The organism is Ruegeria sp. HKCCD7559 (assembly GCF_013110575.1).
Lineage (GTDB): Bacteria > Pseudomonadota > Alphaproteobacteria > Rhodobacterales > Rhodobacteraceae > Ruegeria.
Genome location: NZ_WVQU01000001.1, coordinates 1430066 through 1455251 on the forward strand (window position 1 = coordinate 1430066; position 25186 = coordinate 1455251).

Consider the following 25186-nt stretch of genomic DNA (forward strand, 5'->3'; position numbering starts at 1 on the left):
CATCAGGCCTGAAACCCGGCGGCCTCGGTCTGCACAAACGCATCCGCACATTGTTTGGCCAACGCCCGGACGCGCCCGATATAGGCCTGCCGTTCAGTCACCGAGATCACGCCGCGCGCGTCCAGCAGGTTGAAGATGTGACTGGCCTTGATGCATTGATCATAGGCAGGGTGCGCCATGATGATGCGTTTGCCCGTCTTCGGGTCCACATGCGCCTGGCTCAGAATCGCCGCGCACTCGGTCTCGGCCTCTTCGAAGTGGCGCAGCAGAACTTCGGTGTTGGCCACGTCAAAGTTCCAGCGGGCGTACTCCTCTTCGGTCTGCTTGAAGATATCGCCGTAAGTCAAAGGACTGGGCGACTGGGGGTCATTGAACGGCATGTCCATCACGTGATCGATGCCGAGCACATACATGGCCAGACGCTCCAGCCCATAGGTCAGCTCGCCTGATACCGGCGCGCAGTCATGGCCGCCAACCTGTTGGAAATAGGTGAACTGGCTGACTTCCATTCCGTCACACCAGACTTCCCAACCCAGACCCCAAGCGCCAAGTGTCGGGCTTTCCCAGTCATCTTCGACAAAACGGATGTCGTGCAGGTCCATGTCGATGCCAATCGCCTCGAGGCTTCCAAGATACAACTCCTGCAAATCCGGTGGGCTGGGTTTGATCAGCACCTGGTACTGATAATAGTGCTGCAACCGGTTCGGGTTCTCTCCATAACGCCCATCCGTCGGGCGGCGTGACGGCTGAACGTAAGCCGCAGCCCAGGCTTTCGAGCCAAGCGCGCGCAGGGTGGTCGCGGGATGGAACGTTCCGGCCCCGACTTCCATGTCATAGGGCTGTAGAATGGCACAGCCTTTAGACGCCCAATAGGTCTGAAGCCGCAGGATGATCTCCTGAAATGAACGCGGTGCGCTGGTCGGTTCGGTCATGGCATTCCCTCTGGGCGCCTTTGCGCCCGGTTCCGGTCGGTTTTGCCCTTCCTATGCAAGGGGCAAAGGGGCGTCAACGGGGCTTGGGGCCAAGCCTGTATCTGCAGAGCCACACCGTAAATTCCCCGCATTCGCGGCATGGCGTTTCGCAAATGAATTCGCGTATTCTGCGCCAAAGCACGAACACTGCATAAGACGGGCAGACTATGACACGCGTATTTTCAGCAATCCTATTGTTTCTTCTGGTCGGCCTGCGCGCCGCAACCGCACAACAAGATCCCGGCGTCTGGGTCCAGGTCGAGGCCCAGCCCTCGCTGCGCGAAGCGCAGGAACGGGCACAGGCCTATGCCGGTGCTTTGCCGGATGTGAACGGGTTTCGCCTGAACAGCGGCTGGTACGCGATCGTGATCGGCCCCTACGCGCGGACCGACGCCGAACAGGTGCTGCGCGTCTATCGGGCCGAAGGCCAGATACCGCGCGACAGTTACATCGCGTTTTCCAGCGCGATGGGGCAACAGTTCTGGCCCATCGGGGCAAACGTGCTGAACCGTGGCACCGTCGCGGCACCGATTGAACCTGTGGCACAACCGGAAGAGGCTCCGGCGGTTACCACACCACAGGATTCGGATGAAACCCGTGCGCAGGCGCTTCAGTCCGAACGTCTGTTGACCGCGCGGGAACGCAAGGATCTGCAAACGGCTCTGCGCGCGGCGGGGTTTTACAACTCGACCATCGATGGTGCGTTCGGGCAAGGCACCCGCCGTTCGATGAGCGATTGGCAGCGCTATAACGGGTTTGACGCCACGGGCATTCTGACCACTTTGCAGCGCAAGGCCCTGATGGATGAATACAACGCGCCGCTGATCTCTGTTGGAATGGAGCGGTATTCCGACGACAAGGCCGGGATCGTGCTCGACATGCCTCTGGGCGCTGTCAGCCTTGATCGCTATGAGGCCCCCTTCGCACATTTCAAAAGCACCTCTGACCTGAACGCCAAGGCGCTGCTGATCAGTCAGGAGGGGGACAAGAACACGCTCCGCGCGTTGTACGAGGTGATGCAATCGCTTGAGATCGTTCCAATGAATGGCCCTCGTGAACTGGGCCGCGACCGGTTTACCCTTGAAGGTCGCGGCAACGGCATAGTGTCCTTTACGCAAGCGCAATTGGCCGATGGAAAAATCAAGGGCTTCACCCTTGTCTGGCCCGAAGGAGACGAGGCACGTCGCCTGCGTGTCCTGTCAGCGATGACATCCAGCTTCAGCACGACGGATGCGGTTCTGGATGCCGCCGCCGGTGCATTCGCAGAACAGCGCATCGATCTGGTGTCGGGCCTTCAGGTCCGTAAGCCCCGACTGACGCGCTCTGGCTTTTTCGCGGATGAGAATGGGACAGTACTGACGGTTTCCGAGGCCGCAGACAGCTGCACGCGGATCACGCTGGATGGCGATCACGAGGTTCAACTGGCCCTTACGGACCCTGAACTTGGCGTGGCGGTCCTGCGCCCTGCAAAAACGCTCGCCCCCATGAGCGTCGCCGCGTTCAGTGCGGCCAAGCCGCAGATCAAGTCAGAGGTGGCCGTGTCCGGCTATTCCTATCAGGGCGCATTGGGTGGCCCCACCCTGACCTACGGGCAGGTCGCGGACATTCGTGGGCTGAACGGTGAGACCGGCGTCAAGCGTCTGGCGCTGAACGCCCAACCCGGCGATGCAGGCGGCCCCGTCTTCAATGACAGCGGTAACGTCGTCGGAATGTTGTTGCCCACACCGTCCGAAGGGCGCACCCTGCCCGCTTCGGTCAGCCTTGCGGCCACCGTTGATAGGTTGACCGAAATTCTTGCAGAGGCCGGAGTGTCCGGTCAGTCGAGCGAAGAAACCACACGGATCTCACCCAATGAGCTGAACCGGCGCGCAACCGGCATGACGGTTCTGGTTCACTGCTGGGATTGATCCGACAGCACCTCAAAAAAAAGCGCCGCATGAAAGTGCGGCGCTTTTTCGTTACAGAATGTCAGGTGTCACGTGGATCAAGGTCGGCACAGGCGCATCGAATGCGGCCCTTACTGCACTTTGCATCTCTGCTACATTCGAAGGCGCCGAGGAGCGCGCACCAAAGGCTTCGGCAAGTTTGCAGAAATCGGGATTGTGCGCCATGACCGCGTTGGGCGCGATCTGGCTGCGCACCATACTGTCCTCGATTTCCTTCAGTTTGCCATTGTCCCATAAAATGATTGGAAGCGACAATCCCAACTCAACTGCCACGCCCAGTTCCTGCATCGTGTAATGGAACCCGTAATCCCCGGCGATAACCGCCGTGGGTTTGCCGCGCCGGGCAACCGCCCCGCCAATACCGGCGGGCAACCCATAGCCAAGAGTGCCAAACCCCGTCGGATGATGCCAGTGATGAGGATAGGCCATGTCCCACACCTCTTTGGCGACATAGGCAAACTGCGTCATGTCCGAATAGATCATGGTGTCGGCCGGCATGGCCGCGCGCAAAGCGTCCGCGATCGGCACGATTCCGGGCCGCTCTGCATCCACCTCGGCACGCCAGCGGGCGCGCATCTCGGCGACTTCCTCGGGTGACCAGCCTGTTGCCGGTTTCATGTCCTGAGTTGCGTGCCACAAGGCGCGGGCAAAGCTCTGGCTGTCGACTTGCAGCTTGATGGCGGCGCGATGGCAATCGGAAAGAACCTCGGGGTCGAGGTCGACGCGTATCAAGGTCGCCTTGTGCCCCAAATCCTGCCGCCACAAATCGACCTCGCCCAGCTCGGCCCCGACCGCAACGACCAGATCCGCCGACGCGATTACCTCGGCGCTGCCGGGACGCGGCAACATGGACCCGAAGTCCAGCGGATAATTTGCGCCCGGCAGCCCGCGCCCGGCATAGGTGGTAAAACAGGCCGCCCCCAGCTGTGACAAAATCTGACGCCAATCATTCGACCTGCATCCGCCACCAAGGATGAACAGCGGCCTGCGGGCAAGGTTCAACATGGACACGACCGATGACACGTCAGGCGGCAAGGCTTTGGTGCGCAGCGCGGGCTGGTTGGGGAACGGCGCGGGGTCGGCCTCGGCCTGCAACTGCGCGATGGGCACCTGAATGTGCTTGGGGCGCGGGCGCGAAAGCTCGAATTCTTCAAACGCCCGTTCTATCAGCCCATAGGCAGCTTCGGCGGAGTTGGCCTGTACGGACCAATCCGCAACCGTACCGGCGGCGGCACCTTGATCTTTCATCTGGTGCAACTGACCCCGGACAGCCTGCGTTTCATCCAGGCATGAGGACAGAATCAGCATCGGAACCGAGTCGCTGTAGGCCTGTCCGATCGGGGTCATGATGTTGCACAGGCCGGGACCGGTGATCACATAGGCGACGCCGGGCTGCCCGGTCGCGCGCGCGTAACCGTCAGCCATGAATCCGGCCCCCTGCTCGTGCCGGGCCAGAACATGCGTGATCCCGGCCTCTTCGATACCGCGATACATTTCCTGATTATGGACACCGGGAATGCCGAATATCACATCCACACCGCGATCCTTGAGCATATGCGAGATTTGCGCGCCAAGGGGTCTTTTCATCAGCCTCTCCAGAATTGAACGGTAAAGATCGCATATACGGCCAAAAGTTCGAGCCGCCCGGCCAGCATCCCGAAAGTCAGCAGCCACTTGGCCGTATCGTTGAGACCTGCGAAATTGCCCGCCGGTCCGATCTGATCGCCGAGTCCCGGTCCGACATTGGCCAGCGCCGTCGCGGCCCCGGATACGGACGTGACGAAATCCAGACCTGTCAGCGCCAACGCCCAGGACAACACCCCCATCGACAAAACGAAGAACATGAAAAAGCTCATCACCGATGTCAGAACGTCCCGCCCGACCGGCCTTCCATCATAGAGCGGCATGAACACGCCATGCGGGGACCGGATCCGTTTGATCTGGCTTTTGATCGAGGCGAACAACAACTGATAGCGGAAAATCTTGATCGAACACGCCGTCGACCCCGCACATCCACCGATCAATCCGATCAGGAAAAACAACATGATCGGAAAGCTGCCCCACCCCATGTAATCGACACTGGCATATCCTGTCCCCGAGATGATCGAGGTGATGTTGAACAATGACTCGCGGAACGCCTGTTCCCAGTGATGCGGAAAGACCGAGGTCAGAAAGACTGACATGATGACAACCAGAACCAGAATGGTCGCCAGAAATGCCCGGATTTGACTGTCTTTCCATAAGGACGCCGTATGACCATTGGCCAATTGGACATATCGCACAAAGGGCAGAGCCGCCAGAATCATGAAGACGGATGCAGCATATTCGGCCGGGCCTGAAAATGTTCCAAACGAGGCATCATAGTTCGAGAAACCACCCGTGGACACCGTCGTGAAAGCATGCACCAACGCGTCAAAAAAACTCATCCCCAATGCGGCATAGACCAGCACGCATACGAGTGTCAGGAAGACGTAGATCAGGGAAATCTGTCCCGCAATCTCCTGCGCGCGAGGCAGGATTTTCCCCATGGTCTCAAACCCTTCCGATCGGAAGATTTGCATGCCACCAACCCGCAATTCCGGCAGGAACACCATCGCAACAACGATAATGCCGATGCCCCCCAGCCATTGCAGGATACCGCGCCACAACAAAAGCCCCTGCGGCAGCGTGTCCAACCCTGATATCACAGTCGAACCGGTCGTCGTAAGGCCCGACATCGCCTCGAAATAGGCATCGACAAAGCGCAGTTCGGTTTCACCGAACAGAAACGGGATTGCACCAAACACCGGCAGCGCGACCCAAACGCCGGTTGTCAGCAAAAAGGTCTGCCGGATGGTCAGACCCTCGCCCACGCCGTTGGAACAGCTCATCGCAAGAACGGATCCGGTCAGCATCGTGATTATCGCGCTTTCCAGAAATACATTCCATTCGCCGCGACCTTCGATAATGTCCGCGAGCATAGGCAGCAGCATGGTCGCCCCAAGAATGGCGACCAGCAAGCCAATCACATATCCGACCGGGCGAAGATCCATCATGACGCGCAGCGTTGGCGCGCCAACCCGACCGTGTCAAGCAGATGATCCCGGTTTACCCGTCAGTTTTTACATCTGCTTCGGGCATCACGGGTGGTTTGGACGGGGCACGAGTTTTTCGCGCCTGCGGTTTGCGCGGTTCCGTCACCGGGGCTGGTTTTGCCTGCACCTTGGCCGGGGCAGGATCGGCCGGTGTCGGCTTGACCTGCGCTGCCTGGACAGGCGCCGGTTTTGCGGGGGCGGGCTTGGGTGTTACGGGCAACACGGTTTCGGCCGCAGGTGTCGCCGAGGGTTCAACAGGTTTTACCGCTGTTTTGTCACTAACCGTAGGTGTCGGTTTGGCTGCTGCCGGGGGTGCTGCCGTGGGCCGCGGACTGGCTGAAAACTCAACCGGTTTTGCCGCCGGCTTGGTCACCGGTTTGGTCGGTACAGGTTTGCGGGCCAGCTTGTTCTTGGTCGTTGACGATTTCGCCGGTACGCGTTTCTTGCGCGTCGCAGCGGGTTTGGCCACCGGTTTTGCCGCCGGAGTTTCCACCGCTGGACCCGGTGCTGACGCTGCCAGGTGTAGCGCGTGGACCGACACCATCGGCAGTTCAAGTGCTGAACGAGTCATGATCTGTGCGATCTTGATCTGGTTGACGATCGCATAGCCAGCCATGCGTAAAGCCGCGGCCTGAAGCTCCAGCGGTTGGGTAATCGAATTCATTCCATAGATCTCCTGTGAAAACGATGCAGCCCGAAGAGAGAGGGTAAAGCGCCCTGCCCGCTCGGGGGATCCGGGCGGAGGTTGGGGTCTTGCAGTCCAAGGCGTCTCACGTCTCGGCTTCCTTTTGGGGTGACACACCATTGAGCGCGCCGGTGTGCCGAAGCTGCATTCCCCGTCAGGATACAGGAGTTTCTCACGCAATTGCAGCATTTTTGCTGCATTGCGGCGAATGAGCGCCGATCAGATAATTCTCTGATTAAATTCTAGCCACTTACCCGAGAAGTTCAGCCAACGTGAAACAGGGTCGTGAACAGTTTCGGGTCCAGGCTGGACGCGGCGAAGGTTGGGCCTTCGGTCAGAATCGACACGGCGTCATGGCTGTGCAGGCTTTCCTGATGGCTTGCGACAACGCGAAAATCACCGACATGATGATCGGCCAGCAATTCCGCGCAGAACAAGCGCGCCGCATCTTCGACAAAAATCGGATTGGCTGCGTTCAACTCGGCAAAAGCCTGTTCGTCTTCACGTTTGACCATGACCTGAGTTTCGGTCGGCACCGCGCGTCGGCACAACTCGATCAGGTCTTCAAACCAAAGACAATCGGCATCGCAATCCACGACCACGGAAATTCGCGCGACGGAACGTTGCGAATGCGGTGTTGCCAATTGTCCCCGCATGGCACGGGCATGTTCGCTCAGCTCCAGAGAGCACGGGCAGGTCGAGGAATAGACATAGTCCAGATGCATGATCTTCTGGCGCACGCCGCCGGACTCCACCAGTTCCAGAGCGATGTCGTAATACTGATACCCTTCCAGACCCGATCTCAGGCTCTTGACCCTGTCGGGGTAAGAAAACCGCATTTGGATACGCGCGTCAAAGCTGTCCAGGTCGGTCATATAGTCGTCAAGCGCCGCCTGCATGACTTCAAAGCTGAAAGTACGCTCGGCATGTTTGTAAAAAGACCGCATGATCCGGGACATGTTGATGCCCTTTTTCTCAGCCTCAAGGCTGACGGTGCCCGTAACAGACGTCTCAAGCGTCAGGTCTTCCCCATCTTTCCGATGGAAACGGATCGGCAGGCGAAAGTTCGAGATGCCAACATGCTGGATCTGCTGCTTGGCACCGCGTATCAAGCTGGACGGGCCGTTTTGCAAGTCGGGCAAAGACGCGCGGTAATTCGCGTCAACCGAGAAACCCTCCGGGTACTCGCGCGAAAGCGAAGGATAGTTCACCTGCGTCAGGCCGGGCACCAGCCGCGCAATAGCCGGATCCAGCTGGGTGATCTCGGATGCCGTCGCAGATTCCGCCCATTGCCGCAGAACCTTCAGGGCCTCGGCGGCTTGTTCTTTATCCGGGGTCTCATCAATGTCGCGCGGGTGAATGTTCATCGGCTGCGGTTCCTCGATTGGTCGTAGGAATATATACGACTACAGGTGATTTACCAGTTTAACCCAATACGCAGGCAATAGCAGTCCGGATTGAAAAAACCGGCGCAAAACCGTCATTCTGCAACGAAATACGCCTTTCGCAGACATAAAGGCCAGGCTTCAACCGCGAATACCACCCGAAAAGACGCCGCGTTCACAGACAACGCGACGGCCCCGACGGGCAAGAGGCTTTTCACTGTGCTGCTGTTTGCTTCTGCGAAGCCTCCAATGCCTGCTGGATGTCAGCCAGCAGGTCTTCGGCGTCTTCCAGGCCTACGGAAAAACGGATCAGGCCCGGCGTAATGCCCAGCTCGTCCTTCTGCGCATCGCTCAGACGCTGGTGCGTTGTGGTCGCCGGGTGCGTCGCGATCGACTTGGCATCGCCCAGGTTGTTCGAGATCACAGGAATGGTCAGCGCATTCAGGAAAGCAAAAGCCGCGTCCTTGCCGCCCTTGATATCCAGGGACAACACAGTCCCGCCCTTTCCGCCAAGTTGCGATTGAACCAGAGCATTTTGCGCGTGGGTCTTCAAACCTGGGTAAAGAGTGCGCGCCAGCGCCGGGTGCCCTTCCAGCGCCTCGGCGATCCTTTGTGCACTGTCGGCCTGCGCATTGACGCGCAGCGCCATGGTTTCCAGACCTTTGAGCATGACCCAGGCATTAAACGGGCTGAGCGCGCCGCCGGTGTGCTTCAGATACGGCTCAACGGTTCCGCGGATGAACTCCCTGGTGCCGATGATGACGCCGCCCAGCGCACGGCCCTGTCCGTCAATATGCTTGGTCGCCGAATAAACGACCACATCCGCGCCCTGTTCTATCGCGCGCGAAAGGACGGGCGTCGAAAACACGTTGTCCACCACCACAATCGCCCCGACGGCATGGGCCAACTTGGACACGGATGCGATGTCGATCACTTCAAGAGTCGGGTTCGACATCGATTCGAAGAAGACCGCCTTGGTGTCCGGGCGGATCGCTGCCTGCCATTGCTCCAGATCGGTGCCGTCCACAAAGGTCACCTCGACGCCAAAACGGGTCAGGATGTTCTCGAGGATGTACAGGCAGGACCCGAACAATGCCTTTGCTGAAACAACATGGTCCCCGGCCTTCAGCATAGAGGTCAGCGCACCGTTCACCGCTGCCATGCCCGAAGCCGTCGCAAACGCATCCTCGCCACCTTCAAGGGCCGCGATGCGCTGTTCGAACATCGAGACCGTCGGATTGCCATAGCGGGCATAAATGAACTCATCAGGGCCGCATTCCAGAAACCGGGCTTCGGCCTGTTCGGCGGTTTCGTACACAAAGCCCTGCGTCAGGAAAATCGCCTCGCTCACCTCGTTGTACTGACTGCGGCGGACACCGCCATGGACGGCTTGGGTGCGTTTGTTCCAGTTCTCGCTCATCTCATTCCCTTTCAGCCTCCGGCGGAGGCAAACAAAAAACCCCAGACGCGGCCAAGCGAAAGGGGTCTTTCATCCTGACCTTTTAGCGGTGTTGTTTAGCGTGGCCCGCAATCCGGTAACAAATCGCCACGAAGCTCTGGGATGGCAATACGCCTCGGGCGGTTTGCGGTCAAGCCCGGCCTGCGTTTCGGTCACGCTTTCGTAAGCGGTACTTGCCGAACCGGCAGAAACCCGCATGATCCCTTCAACATCAGGAGAACGCATGGCCGACCCGATTGATCTGTATTTCTGGCCCACACCGAACGGCTGGAAAGTGTCCATCGCCCTGGAGGAGATGGAGCTGCCCTACACCACGCATCTGGTCAATATCGGAAAGGGCGATCAGTTCGACCCGCAGTTCCTGAAGATCGCCCCGAACAACCGGATGCCCGCAATCGTGGACCCTGACGGGCCGGATGGTGCACCGATCTCGGTTTTTGAAAGCGGGGCAATCCTGATGTATCTGGCCCGCAAGACCGGGCAGTTCTATGGCAGGACCGAGCGTGACCGGATCGCCGTCGAAGAATGGCTGATGTGGCAGATGGGCGGTGTTGGCCCGATGGCCGGTCAGGCGCATCACTTCCTGAAATACGCCCCGCAACTGAACCCGCCACAGGACCTGCCCTATGCCAAAGATCGTTACCGGGCCGAGGTCGGTCGTCTGTACGGGGTGCTCGACAGACGGCTGGCCGAGAACGAATACGTTGCCGGAGATTTCTATTCAATTGCAGACATGTCGATCTGGGGCTGGGCCAGCCTGTGGGAAGGGCAGCAGCAAGTGCTGGAGGACAAACCCCACTTTGCGCGCTGGCTGAAGACCGTCGGCGCCCGCCCCGGTGTTCAGGCCGGGCGCGCTCTGCACGCAGAGCTGCGAGGAGACAATCGTGACAAGCAGGCGCAGGAGGTCTTGTTCAAACGATGACTGCGTTAAAAACCCGTTTGGATTGACGCGGATCATCAACCCTGTCCGCCTTGGCCACGGCAGGTTCGGCTAGCGAAACTTGAATTCGGGTTCTGCCGGGAAAGGCATCGGGGTGTTCCTCCAAGCTCCACTGCGCAGCGCGGCAGGATTTCTGTGGTCAACGCGCATCCGGGGCGTCAGGACAAAAGCCGCTTGCTTCTTACCATCCGTTTCCCTCACCAAGCGTGTCATCTCTTTGCGCTTTAGACGCTGCAATTCCGAGAGGTATTTTTGGGTGTTCCCAAGGTGTCTGCGCTCGAAAGAGTGGGCACTCAATGCTTCCTCGATCATTCTGGCGGTATGCACGTATCCTTTTGAACGCGTATGCTCCAACAGTTCGCCAAGGCGACCGGCAATCTGGCTCTCATCCAGCTGGACGTTTTTTTTGAACGATCCATTTCGTGTTACTTCGGGCATCTGAACTGACTCTGAGAAGGTGTTGAGTAGCGTTCCGTCGCGCCTGCGTTCAGACACAGGCCGACGCATAGAGATGCCCGCAGTACTAACACGACATCAAAGAGTCGACCGACCAATGCCGAATTGGCGGAAAAGCGCCTTTGACCCAGCGTGATATGCGGAAACTTACCGACATTCATCGGCGCACAGGTCTTGCTGGGCGTAAGGCGGCAAGGCAGCCGCTCGCTATTGTCCGTCACAGCAGGCCGCCCCTGCGCCCTGCACCAGCATATCCAGCATCCCCGAAATATCCTCGATTTCTTCCGCAATCACATGGGTCACTGAATGCGCCCGCTGCATCCGGCCTGTCACCTTCAGCAACCGCCCCGAAATCACCGCACGGCGGAACCGTTCGTAGATTTTGCGCCAGACCACCACATTCACGATCCCGGTCTCATCTTCAAGCGTCAGAAAGATCACGCCCTTGGCCGTCCCCGGCCTCTGCCGCAGGATCACAAGCCCGGCCACAGCCACGCGCGCGCCCTCGGGCGGGGAATCCAGTTGGCTGGAAGGCAGACAGGACGGCGGGCGCGGCCAATCCCGGTTTGAAACCACAGGGCGAATGGGTGTAACAAGCATGAGAACAAAAATAGAACAAATGACAAGAAAGTCCAGACACGGCGCGCTGAGTCGCAAATGAGGCTGGAAAGACCTAAATGCCTTCACTAAGGAAGAAATCGAACATCGCAAAAGGAAGACGCACGCAATGGCAAAGATCACCTATGTCGAGCACGGCGGTACCGAACACACAGTCGAGGTCGCCAACGGACTGACCGTCATGGAAGGGGCCCGTGACAACAACATTCCCGGCATCGAGGCCGATTGTGGCGGCGCCTGCGCCTGCTCGACCTGCCATGTTTACGTCCACCCCGACTGGGTCGAGAAAATCCCGGCCAAGGATGACATGGAAGAAGACATGCTGGACTTTGCCTATGAGCCCGACCCGGCCCGCTCACGCCTGACCTGCCAGATCAAGGTCACCGACGCGCTGGACGGTCTGGTCGTTCAGATGCCCGAAAAACAGATCTGATGCACAACAATGTGCCGCGCCTGCCCCGCCGCTTTTGTCAACGCCGGGCACGCGGCGCTTTGCTATCTTTCGGACTTTGGCTCTCGCTGCAACCGGCTGGCGCGGCGGAAACCATCAACGACGCCCGCTTCACAGAGCCAACCACCCGTTACGCCCATGGCGTCCTGGGTGATACGATCGAATATGGCGCGGTGGAATTCACGACCGACACTACGGTCGTAACTGTTCGACTGCCGCAGGATCGCGTGTTCGAAGACCTCGCTCCGCGTTTGGCAGACGTCAACCTGGACGGCGCGCGCGAAGCAATTGTCGTTGAATCCCACGACAAATCAGGGGCTCAACTTGCGATCTACGACGCCGCCGGAGACAAGATCGCGGCCACGCCTCATATCGGTACCCGCTTCCGCTGGCTCGCCCCGATCGGGGCAGCCGACCTGGACGGCGACGGACATGTCGAGATCGCCTATATTGATCGTCCGCACCTTGCCAAAACGCTGCGCATCTGGCGCTACAAAGACAACGCCCTGAGCGAAGTCGCGGCTCTGCCCGGATTGACCAACCACAGGATCGGTGAAGATTTCATTTCCGGTGGCCTGCGCACCTGCGGCGACCGACCGGAACTGATCGTGGCCAGCGCCGACTGGACGCGGATCGTCAGCGTCTTCTACGACAACGGCTGGATCACATCCGACCGGGGCCCGTTCCACGGCCGCAAAAGCCTTGCCCAAGCCCTGAACTGCTGATCCGCCTCTTCATCTGGCCAAAAATATCCCGGGGCGTGAGCGGTTGAAAGGAATTCGTCCAATGGACGATTTCGACCGCGAACGCGCGCAGCGCCGGGAAGCCGCAAAGCCGAGGGGTCAACCGCCCTGCCCCGTCAACCTTCCAGGGCACGCCATCCGATATCGCGCCGGTAAAACCCGTCAGGCCAATCCACAGCTTCAACCATTTCATAGGCCCGGTCGCGCGCCTCTTTCAGCGTGTTCCCACGGGCGGTCACGTTCAGCACACGCCCGCCCGATGCAACCACCTGCCCATCGACACTCTTTGTACCAGCGTGGAACACCATGTTCTGGCTGTCTTCCGGCAGGCCTTCAAGCCCTTTGATCGCAGTGCCTTTCTTGTAAGCACCCGGATAACCATTGGCCGCCATTACAACCGTGATCGCATGGTCATCCGCCCAATTCACCCGCATTTCACCCAACCTGCCCTCGGCCGCGGCGTGCATCAGGTCCATCGCCTGCGCGCCCAACCGCATCATCAACACCTGACATTCCGGATCACCGAAGCGGACGTTGTATTCAACCAGCCTTGGCTGCCCGTCCTTGATCATCAAACCTGCATAAAGAACGCCCTGAAACGGCGTTCCCCGGCGCTTCATCTCGGCGATGGTGGGGCGCACGATCTCTTCCATCGCCCGCGTCTCCACCTCTTCGCTCAACACCGGCGCCGGAGAATACGCGCCCATCCCGCCCGTGTTCAGCCCGGTATCGCCCTCGCCAACCCGTTTGTGATCCTGGGCCGTGCCGACTGAGAGAATGTCCTCACCATCACACAGAACGAACAGCGAGGCTTCTTCCCCATCCATGAATTCTTCAATGACGACTTCCGCACCAGCACCGCCAAACGCACCGCCAAACATGTCGTCAATGGCGTCCAGTGCGGTCGTTTCGTCCATCGCAACGATAACGCCCTTGCCCGCGGCCAGACCATCGGCCTTGACCACAATCGGTGCGCCCTGTTCGCGGATATAGGCTTTGGCGGGTTCGGCTTCGGTAAACCGGGCATAAGCTGCGGTGGGGGCGTTGGCCGCGTCGCAGATTTCCTTGGTGAAGCTTTTCGACGCTTCCAGCTTCGCCGCCTCGGCTGAGGGCCCAAAAACCAATACTCCGGCTTCGCGCAACCGATCAGCCACACCGGCCGCCAAAGGCGCCTCGGGCCCAACGATCACGAAATCAATCGCATTTTCTTCGGCAAAGCCGACAACAGCCCCGCCGTTTTCAACATCCAGAGCGGCACAGTCAGCGATCTGCGCGATCCCCGCATTTCCCGGAGCAACGATCAGGCGATCACATTTGGGGTTTTGCAGCACTGCCCATGCCAGGCTGTGTTCGCGCCCTCCGCTGCCGAGAATGAGGATATTCATGAAAGCTCTCCGATCTGCTTGGCCTTGCCTGCGCGGCGTTCTAAGCTGGGCGCGCATTTGAAACAAGGCGCTGAAATGTCCGACCTGCTTGATGACCCGATTCCGGGCCAAAACACCCCTGAATACACAGTGTCCGAAATTTCGGGTGAGGTGAAACGGACGCTGGAAGGCTCATTCGGCCGAATCCGCGTGCGCGGTGAGGTTGGGCGCGTGTTCAAAGCCCGATCCGGGCATCTGTATTACGACATCAAGGACGACCGGAACGTTTTGGCCTGCACGACATGGAAAGGTCAGGTTTCCAGCCTCTCGGTCGTGCCAGAGGAAGGGCTGGAGGTTGTCGTCACCGGTCGCCTTACGGCTTTCGGGGCGCAATCCAAATACAACCTGAACGTCGATGAGGTTTCCGTCGCGGGTCAGGGCGCTCTTATGGCGCTGCTGGAGAAGCGCAAGAAACAACTGGAATCCGAAGGTCTGTTCGCGCCGGAACGCAAGAAACCCCTGCCGTACCTGCCGCAGATCATTGGCGTTGTGACATCCCCTTCCGGTGCCGTGATCCGCGACATTCTGCATCGGCTCAGGGACAGGTTTCCGCGCAAGGTGCTGATCTGGCCTGTGGCGGTTCAAGGAGCCAACTGCGCGCCCGAGGTCGCCCGCGCCATCGAAGGCTTCAACCAACTGACACCCGGCGGCGCGTTGCCCCGGCCCGACCTGATCATCGTCGCCCGTGGCGGCGGATCGATCGAAGACCTCTGGGGCTTCAATGAAGAGATCGTCGTCCGCGCCGCAGCCGCGTCGGACATACCGCTGATTTCGGCCGTTGGGCATGAAACCGACACCACCCTGATTGATTTTGCCTCGGACCGCCGCGCGCCTACACCCACGGCTGCGGCAGAGCTGGCCGTGCCGGTCCGCATCGAACTGCTCGCCTGGACCGAAGAACAAGCTGCGCGCCTGTCGCGCGCGGCAACGGACGCGGTGCAGCGCCGTTCGCAAAGGCTGCGCGATTTGTCCCGCGCCCTGCCGCGCCCGGACAGTCTGTTGAACTCCCCCAGACAACGCCTTGATTTGATAGCAGATCGCCTCACACCCGCCTTGATACGCGGGGTTCAGAACCGTCGCCTGCAAGTGGTGGAATTGTCTGCTCATCTGCGCCCCTCGACCCTGCGAAGCTTGATATCGACGCGACAGGAATCGCTGCGTAACCTGTCATCGCGCCTGTCCTTGCGACCGATCCAAAGGGAAATCGATCAACAGCGGCAAAACCTAGATCGTTTGCGCGATCGAATGCACACGGCCCAAACCACGCGACTGGACCGCCTCAAACAGCAACTCGAAGCGACGGATCGCCTGCGCGAGACGCTGAGCTACAAAGCCACTTTGGACCGCGGATACGCGGTCGTCCGGGCCGAAGGGAATGTGATCACCACCAAGGCTCAGGCCACCAAACAAACGGCGCTCGAGATCGAATTCGCCGATGGCGTTCTCAGCACCGGCCCGGGCGCGAAATCACCCTCGAAGAAACCCAGGCCGGACACCCCGGATCAGGGATCACTCTTCTGAGCCATGCTGACCATCTGGGGCCGAAGAACATCATCAAATGTACAGGCCCTGATGTGGTGTGTGGGTGAGCTGGCGCTGGAGTTTCAGCGCCACGATGCCGGGCACAGGTTCGGTTTGCTGGACACCGATGAGTTTCGCAAGCTGAACCCGAACGGCACCATCCCCGTGATACAGGACGGCCCAAATCCCTCGCTGTGGGAGACGGGGCCGATCCTGCGCTACCTTGCCTCCATGTATGGAGCGGATGATTTCTGGCCACACGATCCGACCCGGCAAGCCGAAGTGGACAAATGGGCGGAATGGGCCAAGATCAATGTCGCGATGGCCTTCACGGTACCTGTGTTCTGGCGGGTCGTGCGGACCCCGCAGACAGAGCGCGATCACCAAGCGATCGAAACGGCCGTCACAGCACTCGAGAACACGCTGGCGATCGCCGATGCGCAACTTTCTGAAAACGCTTTCCTGTGCGGTTCCTGCCTGACTTTGGCCGATATCCAGTTGGGGCACATACTCTATCGCTACTATGACATCGATATTTCGCGCGCATCACTGCCCAACTTGCGCCGCTATTACGAAGGCTTGACGGACAGGACAGCTTACCAAACCCATGTCATGATCAATTATGATGAGCTGCGCGCAAACTGATCAAACGCCAACGTCCGGTCCATAACAAACCATTTCTTCCCCAAGATCCTCGGCCTCATACAGTTCAGTCGCTTGCGGATTACCTTCGAACTGCGCAATCAAACCGCCACCGGATTCAGTGAAAACCCAGCATTGCGGATCCAGCCTGTCTTCGTAGACAAAGCAGATCTGCTCGCCCTGCTGATACCATATACCTTCCTTGCAATTCCCGTCGAGAAAAGACCAGATCACACGACGGTTCGGAAGATACCGCTCCACCCCGTAAACCTGACCTTCGAACCCGTAGAACAGAGTTTTGCCCTGCGTATACTTGTCGAACTCCGAGCCAGACAAAGGCGTTTGTGCCGCCACGGAATGTGCGGCCAAAGTCGCGAGAATCATCAGGAACCTGAACATGTTTCCATTTTGTCAGAAGCGCTTCGGTCATGCCATTCGCCTGTTGAACCGGTGCCTTCACAAGGCGCTTAACTCAACGTAAGCGGTTGATTTCACGCCACGCCCCAGATCAGATCATTCTGAACCGGCGAGGAGATGACATGACAACCCTACTGTTCTGGATCGCCTGTGGCTGCGCCCTTGGTTACCTGCCACTGACCTCCTGGCCCGTCGGTTCTTTGCGCACTGTACTGAAAACCGCATCAGTCGCCCTGTTGGCGGTCATCGCCATCATGAACGGTGAGCCTTGGCTGTTGGTTCTTGCGCTCGCTCTATGTGCGACAGGCGACGCGCTGCTGTCGCGCGAAACAGATGCCACCTTCATGATGGGCATCGCCGCATTTGCCGCCGGGCATCTGACCTATATCGCTCTGTTCCTGACTCTGCCGATCAGTTCTGCCGGGCTGATCCTCAGCGCGCCTGCGATTGTATGGTCCTTGATCATTCTGGGCATCATCATGGCCACTTTGCTCGCGCCCCGCGCCGGAGACCTGAAGGGGCCCGTTCTGGCATATATCCCCATCATTCTTGGCATGGGGGTCACGGTGCTGGCACTGCCGGATGCCGGTCCCCTTCGGTGGGCCTTTCCCGCCGCCATGGCCTTCATCGCGTCAGATCTGATCCTCGCAACCGAGAAATTCCTGCTGCCGCCACACCATCCGGCCCTCAAGGTGACGCCCTATCTTGTATGGCCCCTTTACTGGGGTGCTCAGCTTGGCTTTGTCCTTGCATTTGCGTGACCCTTTGCAACTGCCGCAAATCCGCATTAGGTGAAAGGAACACCTGTGGAGACCAAGTATGGCGTTTTTCTCAAAGCTAAAGGACAAGCTGTTCAAATCTTCATCTCGTCTTGAAGAAGGGCTGGAAGCCATCGTCGAGGATGGCGGCGAGGAGACGGCGGCTCCGGACCCTGTGATCCCCCAGCCGCAGCCAGATCCGCAACCGGTTCCAGAAGTGCCAGAGCCTGCCCCGGCCCCGCAACCGGCTGAACCGCCGGCACCGATCCCGGCTGACCCCACGCCTGTCGCTCCACCGCCGGAAATACCGGAAGCCAAGGGCATCCTGAACCGCCTGTTCAATCGAGGCGCCGTCACGGAAATGCGCCGCACCCTGGACGATGACATGCTGGAGCAGCTCGAAGAACTGCTGATCGCCTCGGACATGGGCGTCGACACAGCCTTGCGTGTCACATCGAACATGGCCGAGGGCCGCTTTGGCCGCAAACTGTCGACCACAGAGATCAAGCAACTTCTGGCACAAGAAATCGCCCGCGTTATGGAGCCTGTGGCCAAGCCTCTGCCGATCTATCCCAAACGACCACAAGTGGTACTGGTCGTCGGCGTCAACGGCTCGGGCAAGACCACGACAATTGGAAAACTGGCCAGCCAGTTCAAAGAGGCCGGCAAAAAGGTCGTCATCGCCGCCGGCGATACCTTCCGCGCTGCGGCCGTGGAACAGTTGCAGGTCTGGGGGGATCGCGCCGGAGTTCCGGTTCTGACCGCCCCCGAAGGCTCGGACCCCGCCAGCCTCGCCTTTGACGCGCTGACCCGTGCACAGGCAGAGGGCGCTGATCTGCTGATGATAGATACGGCGGGCCGCCTGCAAAACCGCACCGACCTGATGGAGGAACTCGCCAAAATCGTCCGCGTCATCCGCAAGGTTGATGACACTGCTCCGCACAACACTTTGCTCGTACTCGACGCCACCACCGGTCAGAACGCGCTGAGCCAGGTGGAAACGTTCCGCAAACTGGCGGACGTTTCCGGTCTGGTCATGACCAAGCTGGATGGCACGGCCAAGGGAGGTGTTCTTGTTGCCTTGGCAGACAAATTCGGGTTGCCCATCCACGCGATCGGCGTCGGCGAACAGATCGACGACCTTGCCCCTTTCGACCCCGAAGAATTTGCTGCCGCCCTCACCGGTCTCGACAAAGGCTGATCTTAGGCTTCATCTGGCCCCAAATATCCTCGGGGGGTGTGGGGGGCAGACAGCCCCCCACCTTCTCCGCTCCGCAAAAGGTCCGCGTATTTGAGCGACTGGCTGATCTCTCTCGAAGGCACCGAAGCCGGACACCAGCTGGCATTGGCGCTGGCTTTGATGGCGGCGTTCCTGCACGCGGTCTTCGGTGCACTGCAAAAAGGCAGACACGACCCGTGGCTGTCCCGCGGCGCCATCGACGCCTGCTATTGCCTCATGGCCGCCCCCTTCGCCTTTTTCGTGGTGCCCTGGCCCGAACCTCATATGTGGCCGATCTTCGCGCTCGTATGGCTGATCCACATCGCCTACAAAACCCTGCAAGCCATGGCATATACCAAAGGCTCTTACACCGTCGTCTATCCGGTGGTGCGCGGTACGGGTCCGCTATTCACCGTCATCGGTGCCTATCTTCTGTTCGGCGAAACATTCTCGGCCGTTCAATGGCTGGGCGTGGCCACCTTGCTGGCCGGGATATTTGGGTTGGCCGCCTACAACTTCAGGTTCCTGGAAACCAACAGGGATACGCTGGGTATCGCGCTGACACTGGCGATCATCACTGGCCTGTTTGTGGCCCTGTACACCACCTATGACGCCTATGGCATTCGCGCCACCGCCGATCCGTTCACCTTTCTGGCCTGGTTCTTCATGATCGACGGCGCGGCCATGCCGATCTACGCATATCTCAGGTGGCGCGTGATGGCACACAGACCTGCACCTGGCCCGCTGATGCTGCGCGGCCTCGCTGGCGGTATCATCGCTCCTTTGTCCTTCGGGGCAATCATGCTGGCCACCCGGCTGGACAAGGTCGGTGAAGCAGCCGTTCTGCGCGAAACCTCAACAGTCTTCGCTGCGCTGATCGGCTGGCTTGCGCTAAAGGAAACGGTTGGCCCAAGACGCATTGCCCTGATGGCATTGATTGCACTTGGCGCCGTAATAGTTGAAATGGGCGGGTAAGCAGCAGGAAGTACAGATGACAGGCAAAAAAGACATCAACCCGTTTCTGAAACAGATTCTGGAACTTGGCCCCCCGCTGGCCTTCTTCTTCATCTACCTGCGCCTGCGCGACGACAGTTTTCTGATCGGCGGGATCGAGTATTCCGGCTTCATTGTCGCCACGATTATCTTTGTCCCCCTGATGCTGGGGGCAATGGGTATCCTGTGGTATCTGACCGGCAAACTCAGCCGGATGCAGATCTTCACGGCCTTCATGGTGATTTTCTTCGGCGGTCTCACGGCCTGGTTCAATGACGAGCGGTTCTTCAAGATGAAAACCACACTTGTCTATGGTCTGTTTGCCTTGATCCTCGGCATTGGCCTGATGCAGAAAAAATCCTATCTCGCCTATGTGCTGGATGAGATGCTGCCGATGAAGCACGAAGGCTGGATGATCCTGACACGCCGCCTGTGCGCCTGTTTCGCCGTTCTGGCCGCCGCAAACGAATTCGTCTGGCGCACCATGTCGACGGATCTGTGGGTCAAGATCGAGACCTTCGGCTTTCCCATCGCTCTGATGGCCTTCCTGATGCTTCAGTTCAGCATTCTGCAACGCTATATGGACGATCCCGAGCAGAAATAACGGCCCCTGCACCCGCCAGACCTGCCAAAACAAACAAAATTCTTGGCTTGAGCGCCGAGCTATGGGAAGTTGTGCCACCACCCACACTCACAGCTTGCCCAAGATCGGTGCACACATGACGGCCTTTCCCAACAGCGGCTTCCTTTCCGAAGCCTCCGACGGGCTCAGAGAAATGCTTTCGGCGCAAGCGACCGACATATCTCTGTCCCAAGGTGAAATACTTTTTGAACAAGGTGACGAGGGCGACTCTCTCTTTGCCATTCTGGAAGGCACGTTAGAGGTTTCCTTTCTGGCCATGAGCGGCCGCAAACTGACGCTTACCCTGATGCGCCCCGGCGAAGTCTTTGGTGAGATCGCGTTGTTCGACAATGGTCCGCGTACGGCCACCATTGCGGCGGCAGAACAGTCGCGTGTACTGCGTGTGCGCCGCAACGACGTTATGAACCAGATCAGACAACAGCCTGACCTTGCCGTGGATATGATCCGTCTGGCCGGATTGCGGATGCGATGGATGGGGCTGCAACTGAACGAGCAGGTCTTTCTGCCCATGCCTATTCGGCTGGCCCGCAAGCTGCTGCACCTGTCCAGTTTACAGGACGACCCGGCCGCGCGCATCACCCTGTCGCAGAGCGAACTGGCCGAATTTGTCGGTGCCACACGCGAGGCAGTATCCAAAACCATCTCGATCTGGAAACGCGACAACATGGTCGAAGCCTCTCGTGGCGGTTTGCTGATCCAGGATTTTGAAGCCCTGCGAGAACTGGCTGATTCAGATCTTATTTGATCCGGTGTGATCTTGTTCACAGACCATCGATTACGCTTTGACCTAACGTGAGATTGTTACCGTAGGAGGTCAGAGAATCATCCCCGATATCTGTCCACTGACCTCTCCCTGTATCTGAGCCATACGCATTCACTGCGTGTGGCTCATTTTTTGCGTGGCGGTGATACCCGGTCTGGCCCGCAATAAAAAAAGGCCGGGAGGTTGTCCCGGCCTGTTCAATCAGTTCTCAAGGCTCAGCGCCACAAAACGCGGATCGCCGCCCCTGCGCACCAACAGCAGCAGAGATTTGCGACCAGCTTCGCGCGATTCTTCCATACGGGCTTCGAGATCTCCGATGGTTTCCACCTTTTGCTGGCCTGCTTCGGTGATCAGATCACCTGCCCGCATTCCCTTGGCATACGCCTCAGATGCTTCATCGACATCTGTAATCACAAGGCCGTCTGCATCACCATCCAGCCCCAAATCTGCACGCAGCGTATCGGTCAGGGGGGAAATCGTCAGGCCCAGAATATCCGCATTCTCATCAATCGGAGCTTCCTGCGGTTCCTCCTCGCCATTGTCAGCGCGTTCCGCATCTTCCCGACGCCCTAGTGTCACAAGTACGGTCTGGGTTCCGCCGTCGCGGTGCACGACCACTCTGACCGACTTGCCAACTTCTGCTTCACCGACCTGACGCACCAGACCTCGGGTGTCTTCCACCTCGACGCCATCAAAGCTGAGGATCACGTCACCCGCCTTCAACCCAGCTTCCTTGGCGGGGCCGTCCGGTACATCGCTGATCAGCGCGCCGCCAGGTTTTTCCAGACCCATGGCCTCGGCCATGTCCTCGGTTACGTCCTGAATGCGAACGCCCAACCAACCCCGACGGGTCTCGCCATATTTCCGCAGTTGATCCACGACCTTCACGACAACATTCGACGCCATCGAGAATCCGATGCCGATCGAACCGCCGTTAGGCGACAGGATTGCGGTGTTCACACCGATCACTTCGCCTTCCATGTTGAACAGCGGCCCGCCCGAGTTGCCCCGGTTGATCGCCGCGTCCGTTTGAATGTAATCGTCATAGGTTCCGCTCAGCGCTCGGTCGCGGGCTGAAACGATCCCTGCCGATACCGAAAAGCCTTGCCCAAGCGGGTTGCCCATGGCGATAACCCAGTCACCCACGCGCGCGACGTCGCTGTTGCCGAACTTCACGTATTTCAGCGGGCCCGAAGCCTCGACCTTGAGCAACGCGATATCTGTTTTCTCGTCCGTTCCAATAACCTTGGCCACCAGTTCTTTCTTGGGCTGGCCATCGCCGGGGAAGAATTCCACAAGGATCTCATCAGCTTCGGCAATTACATGGTTGTTCGTGACGATGAAACCGTCCTCCGAGATCACGAACCCCGACCCCAGCGCATTGCTGCGACGCGGCGCGTTGTCGTTATCTCCGCCGTTTCGGTCCTGGAACTCGCGAAAGAAATCTTCGAACGGAGAACCTTCGGGCACGATGCCCTGCGGGCCAGTCCGGCCCTCGATCAGGGTGCTGGTGGTGATGTTCACAACCGCCGGGCTGACTTTCTCGGCCAGTGGTGCCAGGCTTTCGCCCCTGGCCTGTGCCATCGCCGATTGCGCCAGCAAAAGCAATGAACCGGCAAAGGCCAGCCACATAAGCCGCATCCAAACACTCACTTCGTCCCACCGGACGGATACACTGCGCGCTTTCGCCTGCACTAGAGCTCTCCTTGTCGACATTCACGCCAAGACCGCTTGTTCACGGCCTTTCTTACAAACCAATGTAGTCAGTTTGACCCCACGAGCAACTCGGGATCGCAACGAAATCACCGGCAAGTGAAACCGCAGCGTCAAAATCCCAGGTGTTGCGCGCCCCAAAGCAGGATCAGCCCGCTGATCACACACAGCAATCCGACCAGGCGCCGGGCTTGCTCTGGCATGTCCCGCAAGGCTTCCAGCATCCGCTCGATAAGCGAAGGGGCCAGCGCATAGGCCAGCCCCTCAACAATCAGTACCAGCCCGAAAGCCAGAAGGATCATACCCATTATTCAGACGCCGCAGCCGCCGGTGCCCGCCGTCCGGTTGGTGAAGCGAGGTAGTTGAAAAACTCGGAATCCGGGCTCAGGATCATTGAGCTATTACCACCTTGCAGCGCATTTTCATACGCGGTCAGCGAACGGTAGAATTCGAAGAACTCCGGGTCTGCACCATACGCTTCTGCAAAGATGGCGTTGCGTTCGGCGTCAGCTTCACCGCGAATGATCTCGGCCTCGCGGTTGGCGTCCGACACCAGTTCCACCACGGTCCGGTCGGCCTGCGCCCGCACGCGCTGCGCGGCTTCGTTACCACGTGCGCGTTCATCGGTGGCTTCACGCTCACGCTCGGCTTTCATCCGGTCAAACGTGGCCTCAAGGTTGGCCTGAGGCAGGTCGGTCGCCTTCAAACGCACGTCGATCACATTCACGCCCAACGCGCGCGCTTCGGCAATCGCGCTGTTGCGGATGCGCAGCATCAGCGCGGCACGGTCTGAACTGAGGATGTCACGCGAGGACACCGAACCCAGTACTTCGCGGGTTTCAGCGCGCAGGATACGATCCAGACGGTCTTCGGCGACCGGAATACCACCCACACCAACGGCCTGACGGAACTGTTCCAGATCGGAAATCCGATAGCGGGCGAAGGCATCAACCACCAGTCGGCGATCATCCAGAGGCGTAACCTCCAACGGCTGAACGTCGATGGACAGGATCCGGTCGTCATAGCGGACAACTTCCTGTATCAGCGGGATCTTGAACGCCAGACCCGGCTCTTCCTTGACCGCAACAACGCGGCCAAATTGCAGAACCAACGCGCGCTCACGTTCATCCACGATAAAGATTGAGGACAGTACACCAACAATCGCGATGAAAACGATCGGCAGAATAAAGGTCGCTTTACGCATCAGTTGCTCTCCTGTCCGGAATTGCGGCGCAGTTCGTTCAGCGGCAGGTAAGGCACGACGCCCTGCCCCGATCCGGTCGAGTTTTCGTCCAGAATGATCTTGTCCACGTCACCTAGAACCTGCTCCATCCGCTCCAGGTACAGACGTTTGCGGGTCACATCAGGCGCTTTGGAATATTCTTCCAGAACCGCGCTGAAACGGCTCGCCTCACCCATAGCGCTGTTGATCTGCTGTGCGCGGTAGGCTTCGGCTTCTTCCAGTACCTGGGCAGCTTCACCGCGCGCCTCAGCCAAAACCCGGTTGGCGTAGGCGTCGGCGACGTTTTGCAGCCGGTCACGCTCCTGCGCGGCGGCCTGAACATCGCGGAAGGCGGCGATCACGTCCTGCGGCGGGTCGGCCTTGTCAAAGTTCACGCGGATGATGTTCACACCCGAATCGTAGCTGTCCATCGTCGTCTGGATCAGTTCCTGAAGGCGTTCGGCAATGATACCGCGATCCCGGTTCAGGATTGGTGCCAGCTCGCTCTGCGCGATAATCTCGCGCATCGCCGATTCCGACACGGCGCGGATCGTCTGACGCGGATCACGCAGATTGAACAGGAACTTGGCCGGGTCATTGATGTTCCAGACGACCTGATAGTCGATATCGACCACGTTTTCGTCGCCGGTCAGCATGAGGCCATCGTCGCTGCCCCGGGCTCCGCCCATATCTTCGGTCTGTTCGCGGGTGACCGGAATCACCTCGGCAGTGACAAACGGCCATGGCGCAAAGTTCAGACCCGGATTACCCACGGCCGAAAACTCGCCCAGAAACAGCTCAACTGACTGTTCTTCCGGTTTTACAGTATAAAAGCTGGCCAGCCCCCACAAAACGGCAGCTGCCACCAGACCAATCGCAACCGTACCTTTGGTAAAGGCCGGGCCTCCACCGCCCTGACCACCGCTGCCACCACGGCCACCGCCGCCGCGACCGCCCATCAGGACGCGCAGCTGCTCCTGGCCTTTTTTCATCAGCTCATCAATCTCGGGGATCTGCGGGCCTTCGCCTTCGGGGGGCTTGCGCCCGTCACCGTTGTTGCCCCGATTTCCTCCACCTCCGGATGAGCCTCCGCCCCCCCAGGGGCCACCGCTGTTGCCCGCCATATGTATCAATTCCTTCGTT

Annotated in this window: 25 protein-coding genes and 1 riboswitch; of the genes, 11 read left to right on the forward strand and 14 right to left on the reverse strand. The window is 59.2% G+C overall.

Going from position 1 to position 25186, the window contains the following annotated elements; genetic code table 11:
* Positions 1-2: 2 nt before the first annotated feature.
* Positions 3-932 (reverse strand): glycine--tRNA ligase subunit alpha, encoded by a 930-nt coding sequence (locus GS605_RS07120; RefSeq protein ID WP_171633292.1) that lies wholly within the window; start codon positions 930-932, stop codon positions 3-5.
* 206 nt (positions 933-1138) lie between these two features.
* Here GS605_RS07120 and GS605_RS07125 point away from each other — a divergent pair, with 206 nt between their 5' ends.
* Complete coding sequence (locus GS605_RS07125) at positions 1139-2878, forward strand: trypsin-like peptidase domain-containing protein (RefSeq protein ID WP_171723488.1); 1740 nt, start codon at positions 1139-1141, stop codon at positions 2876-2878.
* Positions 2879-2929: 51 nt separating this feature from the next.
* Here the strand turns inward: GS605_RS07125 and GS605_RS07130 are convergent, their stop codons facing one another.
* From GS605_RS07130 to metZ, 5 genes are all read right to left on the reverse strand, one after another.
* Entirely contained in the window at positions 2930-4504 is a 1575-nt protein-coding gene (locus GS605_RS07130) for a thiamine pyrophosphate-binding protein (protein WP_171723489.1), read from the reverse strand.
* On the reverse strand, positions 4504-5952 hold the full coding sequence (locus GS605_RS07135; RefSeq protein WP_171723490.1) for a TrkH family potassium uptake protein: 1449 nt from the start codon (positions 5950-5952) through the stop codon (positions 4504-4506). Before GS605_RS07135 ends, GS605_RS07130 begins: the two co-directional genes overlap by 1 nt.
* Positions 5953-6004: 52 nt before the next feature.
* A complete protein-coding gene (locus tag GS605_RS07140) occupies positions 6005-6655 on the reverse strand; it encodes a hypothetical protein (RefSeq protein WP_171723491.1) in 651 nt (216 codons plus the stop codon).
* 284 nt (positions 6656-6939) lie between these two features.
* The gene (gene folE2 / locus GS605_RS07145; protein WP_171633305.1) at positions 6940-8043 is read right to left on the reverse strand and encodes a GTP cyclohydrolase FolE2; all 1104 of its coding nucleotides are present in this window, start codon (positions 8041-8043) and stop codon (positions 6940-6942) included.
* Positions 8044-8275: 232 nt separating this feature from the next.
* Positions 8276-9481 (reverse strand): O-succinylhomoserine sulfhydrylase, encoded by a 1206-nt coding sequence (metZ, locus tag GS605_RS07150; RefSeq protein ID WP_171723492.1) that lies wholly within the window; start codon positions 9479-9481, stop codon positions 8276-8278.
* Between the two features lie 62 nt (positions 9482-9543).
* A riboswitch (SAM riboswitch) is annotated at positions 9544-9621 on the reverse strand.
* 122 nt (positions 9622-9743) lie between these two features.
* Here metZ and GS605_RS07155 point away from each other — a divergent pair.
* The gene (locus GS605_RS07155; RefSeq protein ID WP_171723493.1) at positions 9744-10442 is read left to right on the forward strand and encodes a glutathione S-transferase N-terminal domain-containing protein; all 699 of its coding nucleotides are present in this window, start codon (positions 9744-9746) and stop codon (positions 10440-10442) included.
* Positions 10443-10511: 69 nt separating this feature from the next.
* Here GS605_RS07155 and GS605_RS07160 read toward each other — a convergent pair whose 3' ends face one another.
* Together GS605_RS07160 and GS605_RS07165 are read right to left on the reverse strand one after the other, a co-directional pair.
* Positions 10512-10898 (reverse strand): hypothetical protein, encoded by a 387-nt coding sequence (locus GS605_RS07160; RefSeq protein WP_171723494.1) that lies wholly within the window; start codon positions 10896-10898, stop codon positions 10512-10514.
* 225 nt (positions 10899-11123) lie between these two features.
* Positions 11124-11516 (reverse strand): OB-fold nucleic acid binding domain-containing protein, encoded by a 393-nt coding sequence (locus GS605_RS07165; protein WP_171723495.1) that lies wholly within the window; start codon positions 11514-11516, stop codon positions 11124-11126.
* A 127-nt stretch (positions 11517-11643) separates the two neighbouring features.
* On the opposite strand from GS605_RS07165, the gene GS605_RS07170 reads away from it, so the two are divergent.
* Both GS605_RS07170 and GS605_RS07175 read left to right on the forward strand, forming a co-directional pair.
* Positions 11644-11967 (forward strand): 2Fe-2S iron-sulfur cluster-binding protein, encoded by a 324-nt coding sequence (locus GS605_RS07170; RefSeq protein WP_152457603.1) that lies wholly within the window; start codon positions 11644-11646, stop codon positions 11965-11967.
* A complete protein-coding gene (locus GS605_RS07175) occupies positions 11967-12710 on the forward strand; it encodes a VCBS repeat-containing protein (protein ID WP_253283242.1) in 744 nt (247 codons plus the stop codon). Before GS605_RS07170 ends, GS605_RS07175 begins: the two co-directional genes overlap by 1 nt.
* Positions 12711-12844: 134 nt before the next feature.
* Here the strand turns inward: GS605_RS07175 and purD are convergent, their stop codons facing one another.
* A complete protein-coding gene (gene purD / locus GS605_RS07180) occupies positions 12845-14113 on the reverse strand; it encodes a phosphoribosylamine--glycine ligase (protein ID WP_171723496.1) in 1269 nt (422 codons plus the stop codon).
* Between the two features lie 75 nt (positions 14114-14188).
* Here purD and xseA point away from each other — a divergent pair, with 75 nt between their 5' ends.
* Both xseA and GS605_RS07190 read left to right on the forward strand, forming a co-directional pair.
* Complete coding sequence (gene xseA / locus GS605_RS07185) at positions 14189-15673, forward strand: exodeoxyribonuclease VII large subunit (protein WP_171723497.1); 1485 nt, start codon at positions 14189-14191, stop codon at positions 15671-15673.
* 3 nt (positions 15674-15676) lie between these two features.
* On the forward strand, positions 15677-16318 hold the full coding sequence (locus GS605_RS07190; RefSeq protein ID WP_171723498.1) for a glutathione S-transferase family protein: 642 nt from the start codon (positions 15677-15679) through the stop codon (positions 16316-16318).
* On the opposite strand, the gene GS605_RS07195 is transcribed toward GS605_RS07190, so the two are convergent.
* Entirely contained in the window at positions 16319-16699 is a 381-nt protein-coding gene (locus tag GS605_RS07195) for a hypothetical protein (RefSeq protein WP_171633322.1), read from the reverse strand. It lies immediately after the preceding gene.
* Positions 16700-16854: 155 nt separating this feature from the next.
* On the opposite strand from GS605_RS07195, the gene GS605_RS07200 reads away from it, so the two are divergent.
* The 5 genes from GS605_RS07200 (at position 16855) to GS605_RS07220 (ending at position 21090) form a co-directional block, all read left to right on the forward strand.
* A complete protein-coding gene (locus GS605_RS07200; protein ID WP_171633324.1) occupies positions 16855-17493 on the forward strand; it encodes a lysoplasmalogenase in 639 nt (212 codons plus the stop codon).
* A 58-nt stretch (positions 17494-17551) separates the two neighbouring features.
* Positions 17552-18691: a signal recognition particle-docking protein FtsY gene (gene ftsY / locus GS605_RS07205; RefSeq protein ID WP_171633327.1), complete on the forward strand. Its 1140-nt coding sequence runs from the start codon at positions 17552-17554 to the stop codon at positions 18689-18691.
* Between the two features lie 90 nt (positions 18692-18781).
* Positions 18782-19684 carry an EamA family transporter gene (locus GS605_RS07210; RefSeq protein WP_171633329.1) on the forward strand — a complete coding sequence of 301 codons (903 nt, stop codon included), beginning with the start codon at positions 18782-18784 and terminating at the stop codon, positions 19682-19684.
* 16 nt (positions 19685-19700) lie between these two features.
* Positions 19701-20306, forward strand: coding sequence for an inner membrane-spanning protein YciB (locus GS605_RS07215; RefSeq protein WP_171633335.1), 606 nt, complete (start codon positions 19701-19703; stop codon positions 20304-20306).
* A 115-nt stretch (positions 20307-20421) separates the two neighbouring features.
* Positions 20422-21090 carry a Crp/Fnr family transcriptional regulator gene (locus GS605_RS07220; RefSeq protein WP_171723499.1) on the forward strand — a complete coding sequence of 223 codons (669 nt, stop codon included), beginning with the start codon at positions 20422-20424 and terminating at the stop codon, positions 21088-21090.
* Between the two features lie 219 nt (positions 21091-21309).
* Here the strand turns inward: GS605_RS07220 and GS605_RS07225 are convergent, their stop codons facing one another.
* The 4 genes from GS605_RS07225 to hflK form a co-directional block, all read right to left on the reverse strand.
* The gene (locus GS605_RS07225; RefSeq protein ID WP_171723500.1) at positions 21310-22824 is read right to left on the reverse strand and encodes a Do family serine endopeptidase; all 1515 of its coding nucleotides are present in this window, start codon (positions 22822-22824) and stop codon (positions 21310-21312) included.
* Positions 22825-22934: 110 nt separating this feature from the next.
* Positions 22935-23129 (reverse strand): DUF2065 domain-containing protein, encoded by a 195-nt coding sequence (locus GS605_RS07230; protein ID WP_171633344.1) that lies wholly within the window; start codon positions 23127-23129, stop codon positions 22935-22937.
* The gene (gene hflC / locus GS605_RS07235; RefSeq protein WP_171633347.1) at positions 23129-24025 is read right to left on the reverse strand and encodes a protease modulator HflC; all 897 of its coding nucleotides are present in this window, start codon (positions 24023-24025) and stop codon (positions 23129-23131) included. The genes GS605_RS07230 and hflC overlap by 1 nt, the downstream gene beginning before the upstream one ends.
* On the reverse strand, positions 24025-25167 hold the full coding sequence (gene hflK / locus GS605_RS07240; RefSeq protein ID WP_171723501.1) for an FtsH protease activity modulator HflK: 1143 nt from the start codon (positions 25165-25167) through the stop codon (positions 24025-24027). The genes hflC and hflK overlap by 1 nt, the downstream gene beginning before the upstream one ends.
* Between the last annotated feature and the right edge of the window lie 19 nt (positions 25168-25186).

What these genes read in the sequence shown, in the direction of transcription:
- GS605_RS07135 (WP_171723490.1), bottom strand. Translation starts at nt 5,952, where the DNA reads ATGATGGATCTTCGCCCGGTCGGATATGTGATTGGCTTGCTGGTCGCC.
- xseA (WP_171723497.1), top strand. Translation starts at nt 14,189, where the DNA reads ATGTCCGACCTGCTTGATGACCCGATTCCGGGCCAAAACACCCCTGAA.
- GS605_RS07130 (WP_171723489.1), bottom strand. Translation starts at nt 4,504, where the DNA reads ATGAAAAGACCCCTTGGCGCGCAAATCTCGCATATGCTCAAGGATCGC.
- GS605_RS07175 (WP_253283242.1), top strand. Translation starts at nt 11,967, where the DNA reads ATGCACAACAATGTGCCGCGCCTGCCCCGCCGCTTTTGTCAACGCCGG.
- hflK (WP_171723501.1), bottom strand. Translation starts at nt 25,167, where the DNA reads ATGGCGGGCAACAGCGGTGGCCCCTGGGGGGGCGGAGGCTCATCCGGA.
- folE2 (WP_171633305.1), bottom strand. Translation starts at nt 8,043, where the DNA reads ATGAACATTCACCCGCGCGACATTGATGAGACCCCGGATAAAGAACAA.
- purD (WP_171723496.1), bottom strand. Translation starts at nt 14,113, where the DNA reads ATGAATATCCTCATTCTCGGCAGCGGAGGGCGCGAACACAGCCTGGCA.
- GS605_RS07160 (WP_171723494.1), bottom strand. Translation starts at nt 10,898, where the DNA reads ATGCCCGAAGTAACACGAAATGGATCGTTCAAAAAAAACGTCCAGCTG.
- GS605_RS07215 (WP_171633335.1), top strand. Translation starts at nt 19,701, where the DNA reads ATGACAGGCAAAAAAGACATCAACCCGTTTCTGAAACAGATTCTGGAA.
- GS605_RS07220 (WP_171723499.1), top strand. Translation starts at nt 20,422, where the DNA reads ATGACGGCCTTTCCCAACAGCGGCTTCCTTTCCGAAGCCTCCGACGGG.
- metZ (WP_171723492.1), bottom strand. Translation starts at nt 9,481, where the DNA reads ATGAGCGAGAACTGGAACAAACGCACCCAAGCCGTCCATGGCGGTGTC.
- ftsY (WP_171633327.1), top strand. Translation starts at nt 17,552, where the DNA reads ATGGCGTTTTTCTCAAAGCTAAAGGACAAGCTGTTCAAATCTTCATCT.
- GS605_RS07195 (WP_171633322.1), bottom strand. Translation starts at nt 16,699, where the DNA reads ATGATTCTCGCGACTTTGGCCGCACATTCCGTGGCGGCACAAACGCCT.
- GS605_RS07200 (WP_171633324.1), top strand. Translation starts at nt 16,855, where the DNA reads ATGACAACCCTACTGTTCTGGATCGCCTGTGGCTGCGCCCTTGGTTAC.
- GS605_RS07190 (WP_171723498.1), top strand. Translation starts at nt 15,677, where the DNA reads ATGCTGACCATCTGGGGCCGAAGAACATCATCAAATGTACAGGCCCTG.
- GS605_RS07155 (WP_171723493.1), top strand. Translation starts at nt 9,744, where the DNA reads ATGGCCGACCCGATTGATCTGTATTTCTGGCCCACACCGAACGGCTGG.
- GS605_RS07125 (WP_171723488.1), top strand. Translation starts at nt 1,139, where the DNA reads ATGACACGCGTATTTTCAGCAATCCTATTGTTTCTTCTGGTCGGCCTG.
- GS605_RS07165 (WP_171723495.1), bottom strand. Translation starts at nt 11,516, where the DNA reads ATGCTTGTTACACCCATTCGCCCTGTGGTTTCAAACCGGGATTGGCCG.
- GS605_RS07225 (WP_171723500.1), bottom strand. Translation starts at nt 22,824, where the DNA reads ATGTCGACAAGGAGAGCTCTAGTGCAGGCGAAAGCGCGCAGTGTATCC.
- GS605_RS07170 (WP_152457603.1), top strand. Translation starts at nt 11,644, where the DNA reads ATGGCAAAGATCACCTATGTCGAGCACGGCGGTACCGAACACACAGTC.
- GS605_RS07140 (WP_171723491.1), bottom strand. Translation starts at nt 6,655, where the DNA reads ATGAATTCGATTACCCAACCGCTGGAGCTTCAGGCCGCGGCTTTACGC.
- hflC (WP_171633347.1), bottom strand. Translation starts at nt 24,025, where the DNA reads ATGCGTAAAGCGACCTTTATTCTGCCGATCGTTTTCATCGCGATTGTT.
- GS605_RS07120 (WP_171633292.1), bottom strand. Translation starts at nt 932, where the DNA reads ATGACCGAACCGACCAGCGCACCGCGTTCATTTCAGGAGATCATCCTG.
- GS605_RS07230 (WP_171633344.1), bottom strand. Translation starts at nt 23,129, where the DNA reads ATGGGTATGATCCTTCTGGCTTTCGGGCTGGTACTGATTGTTGAGGGG.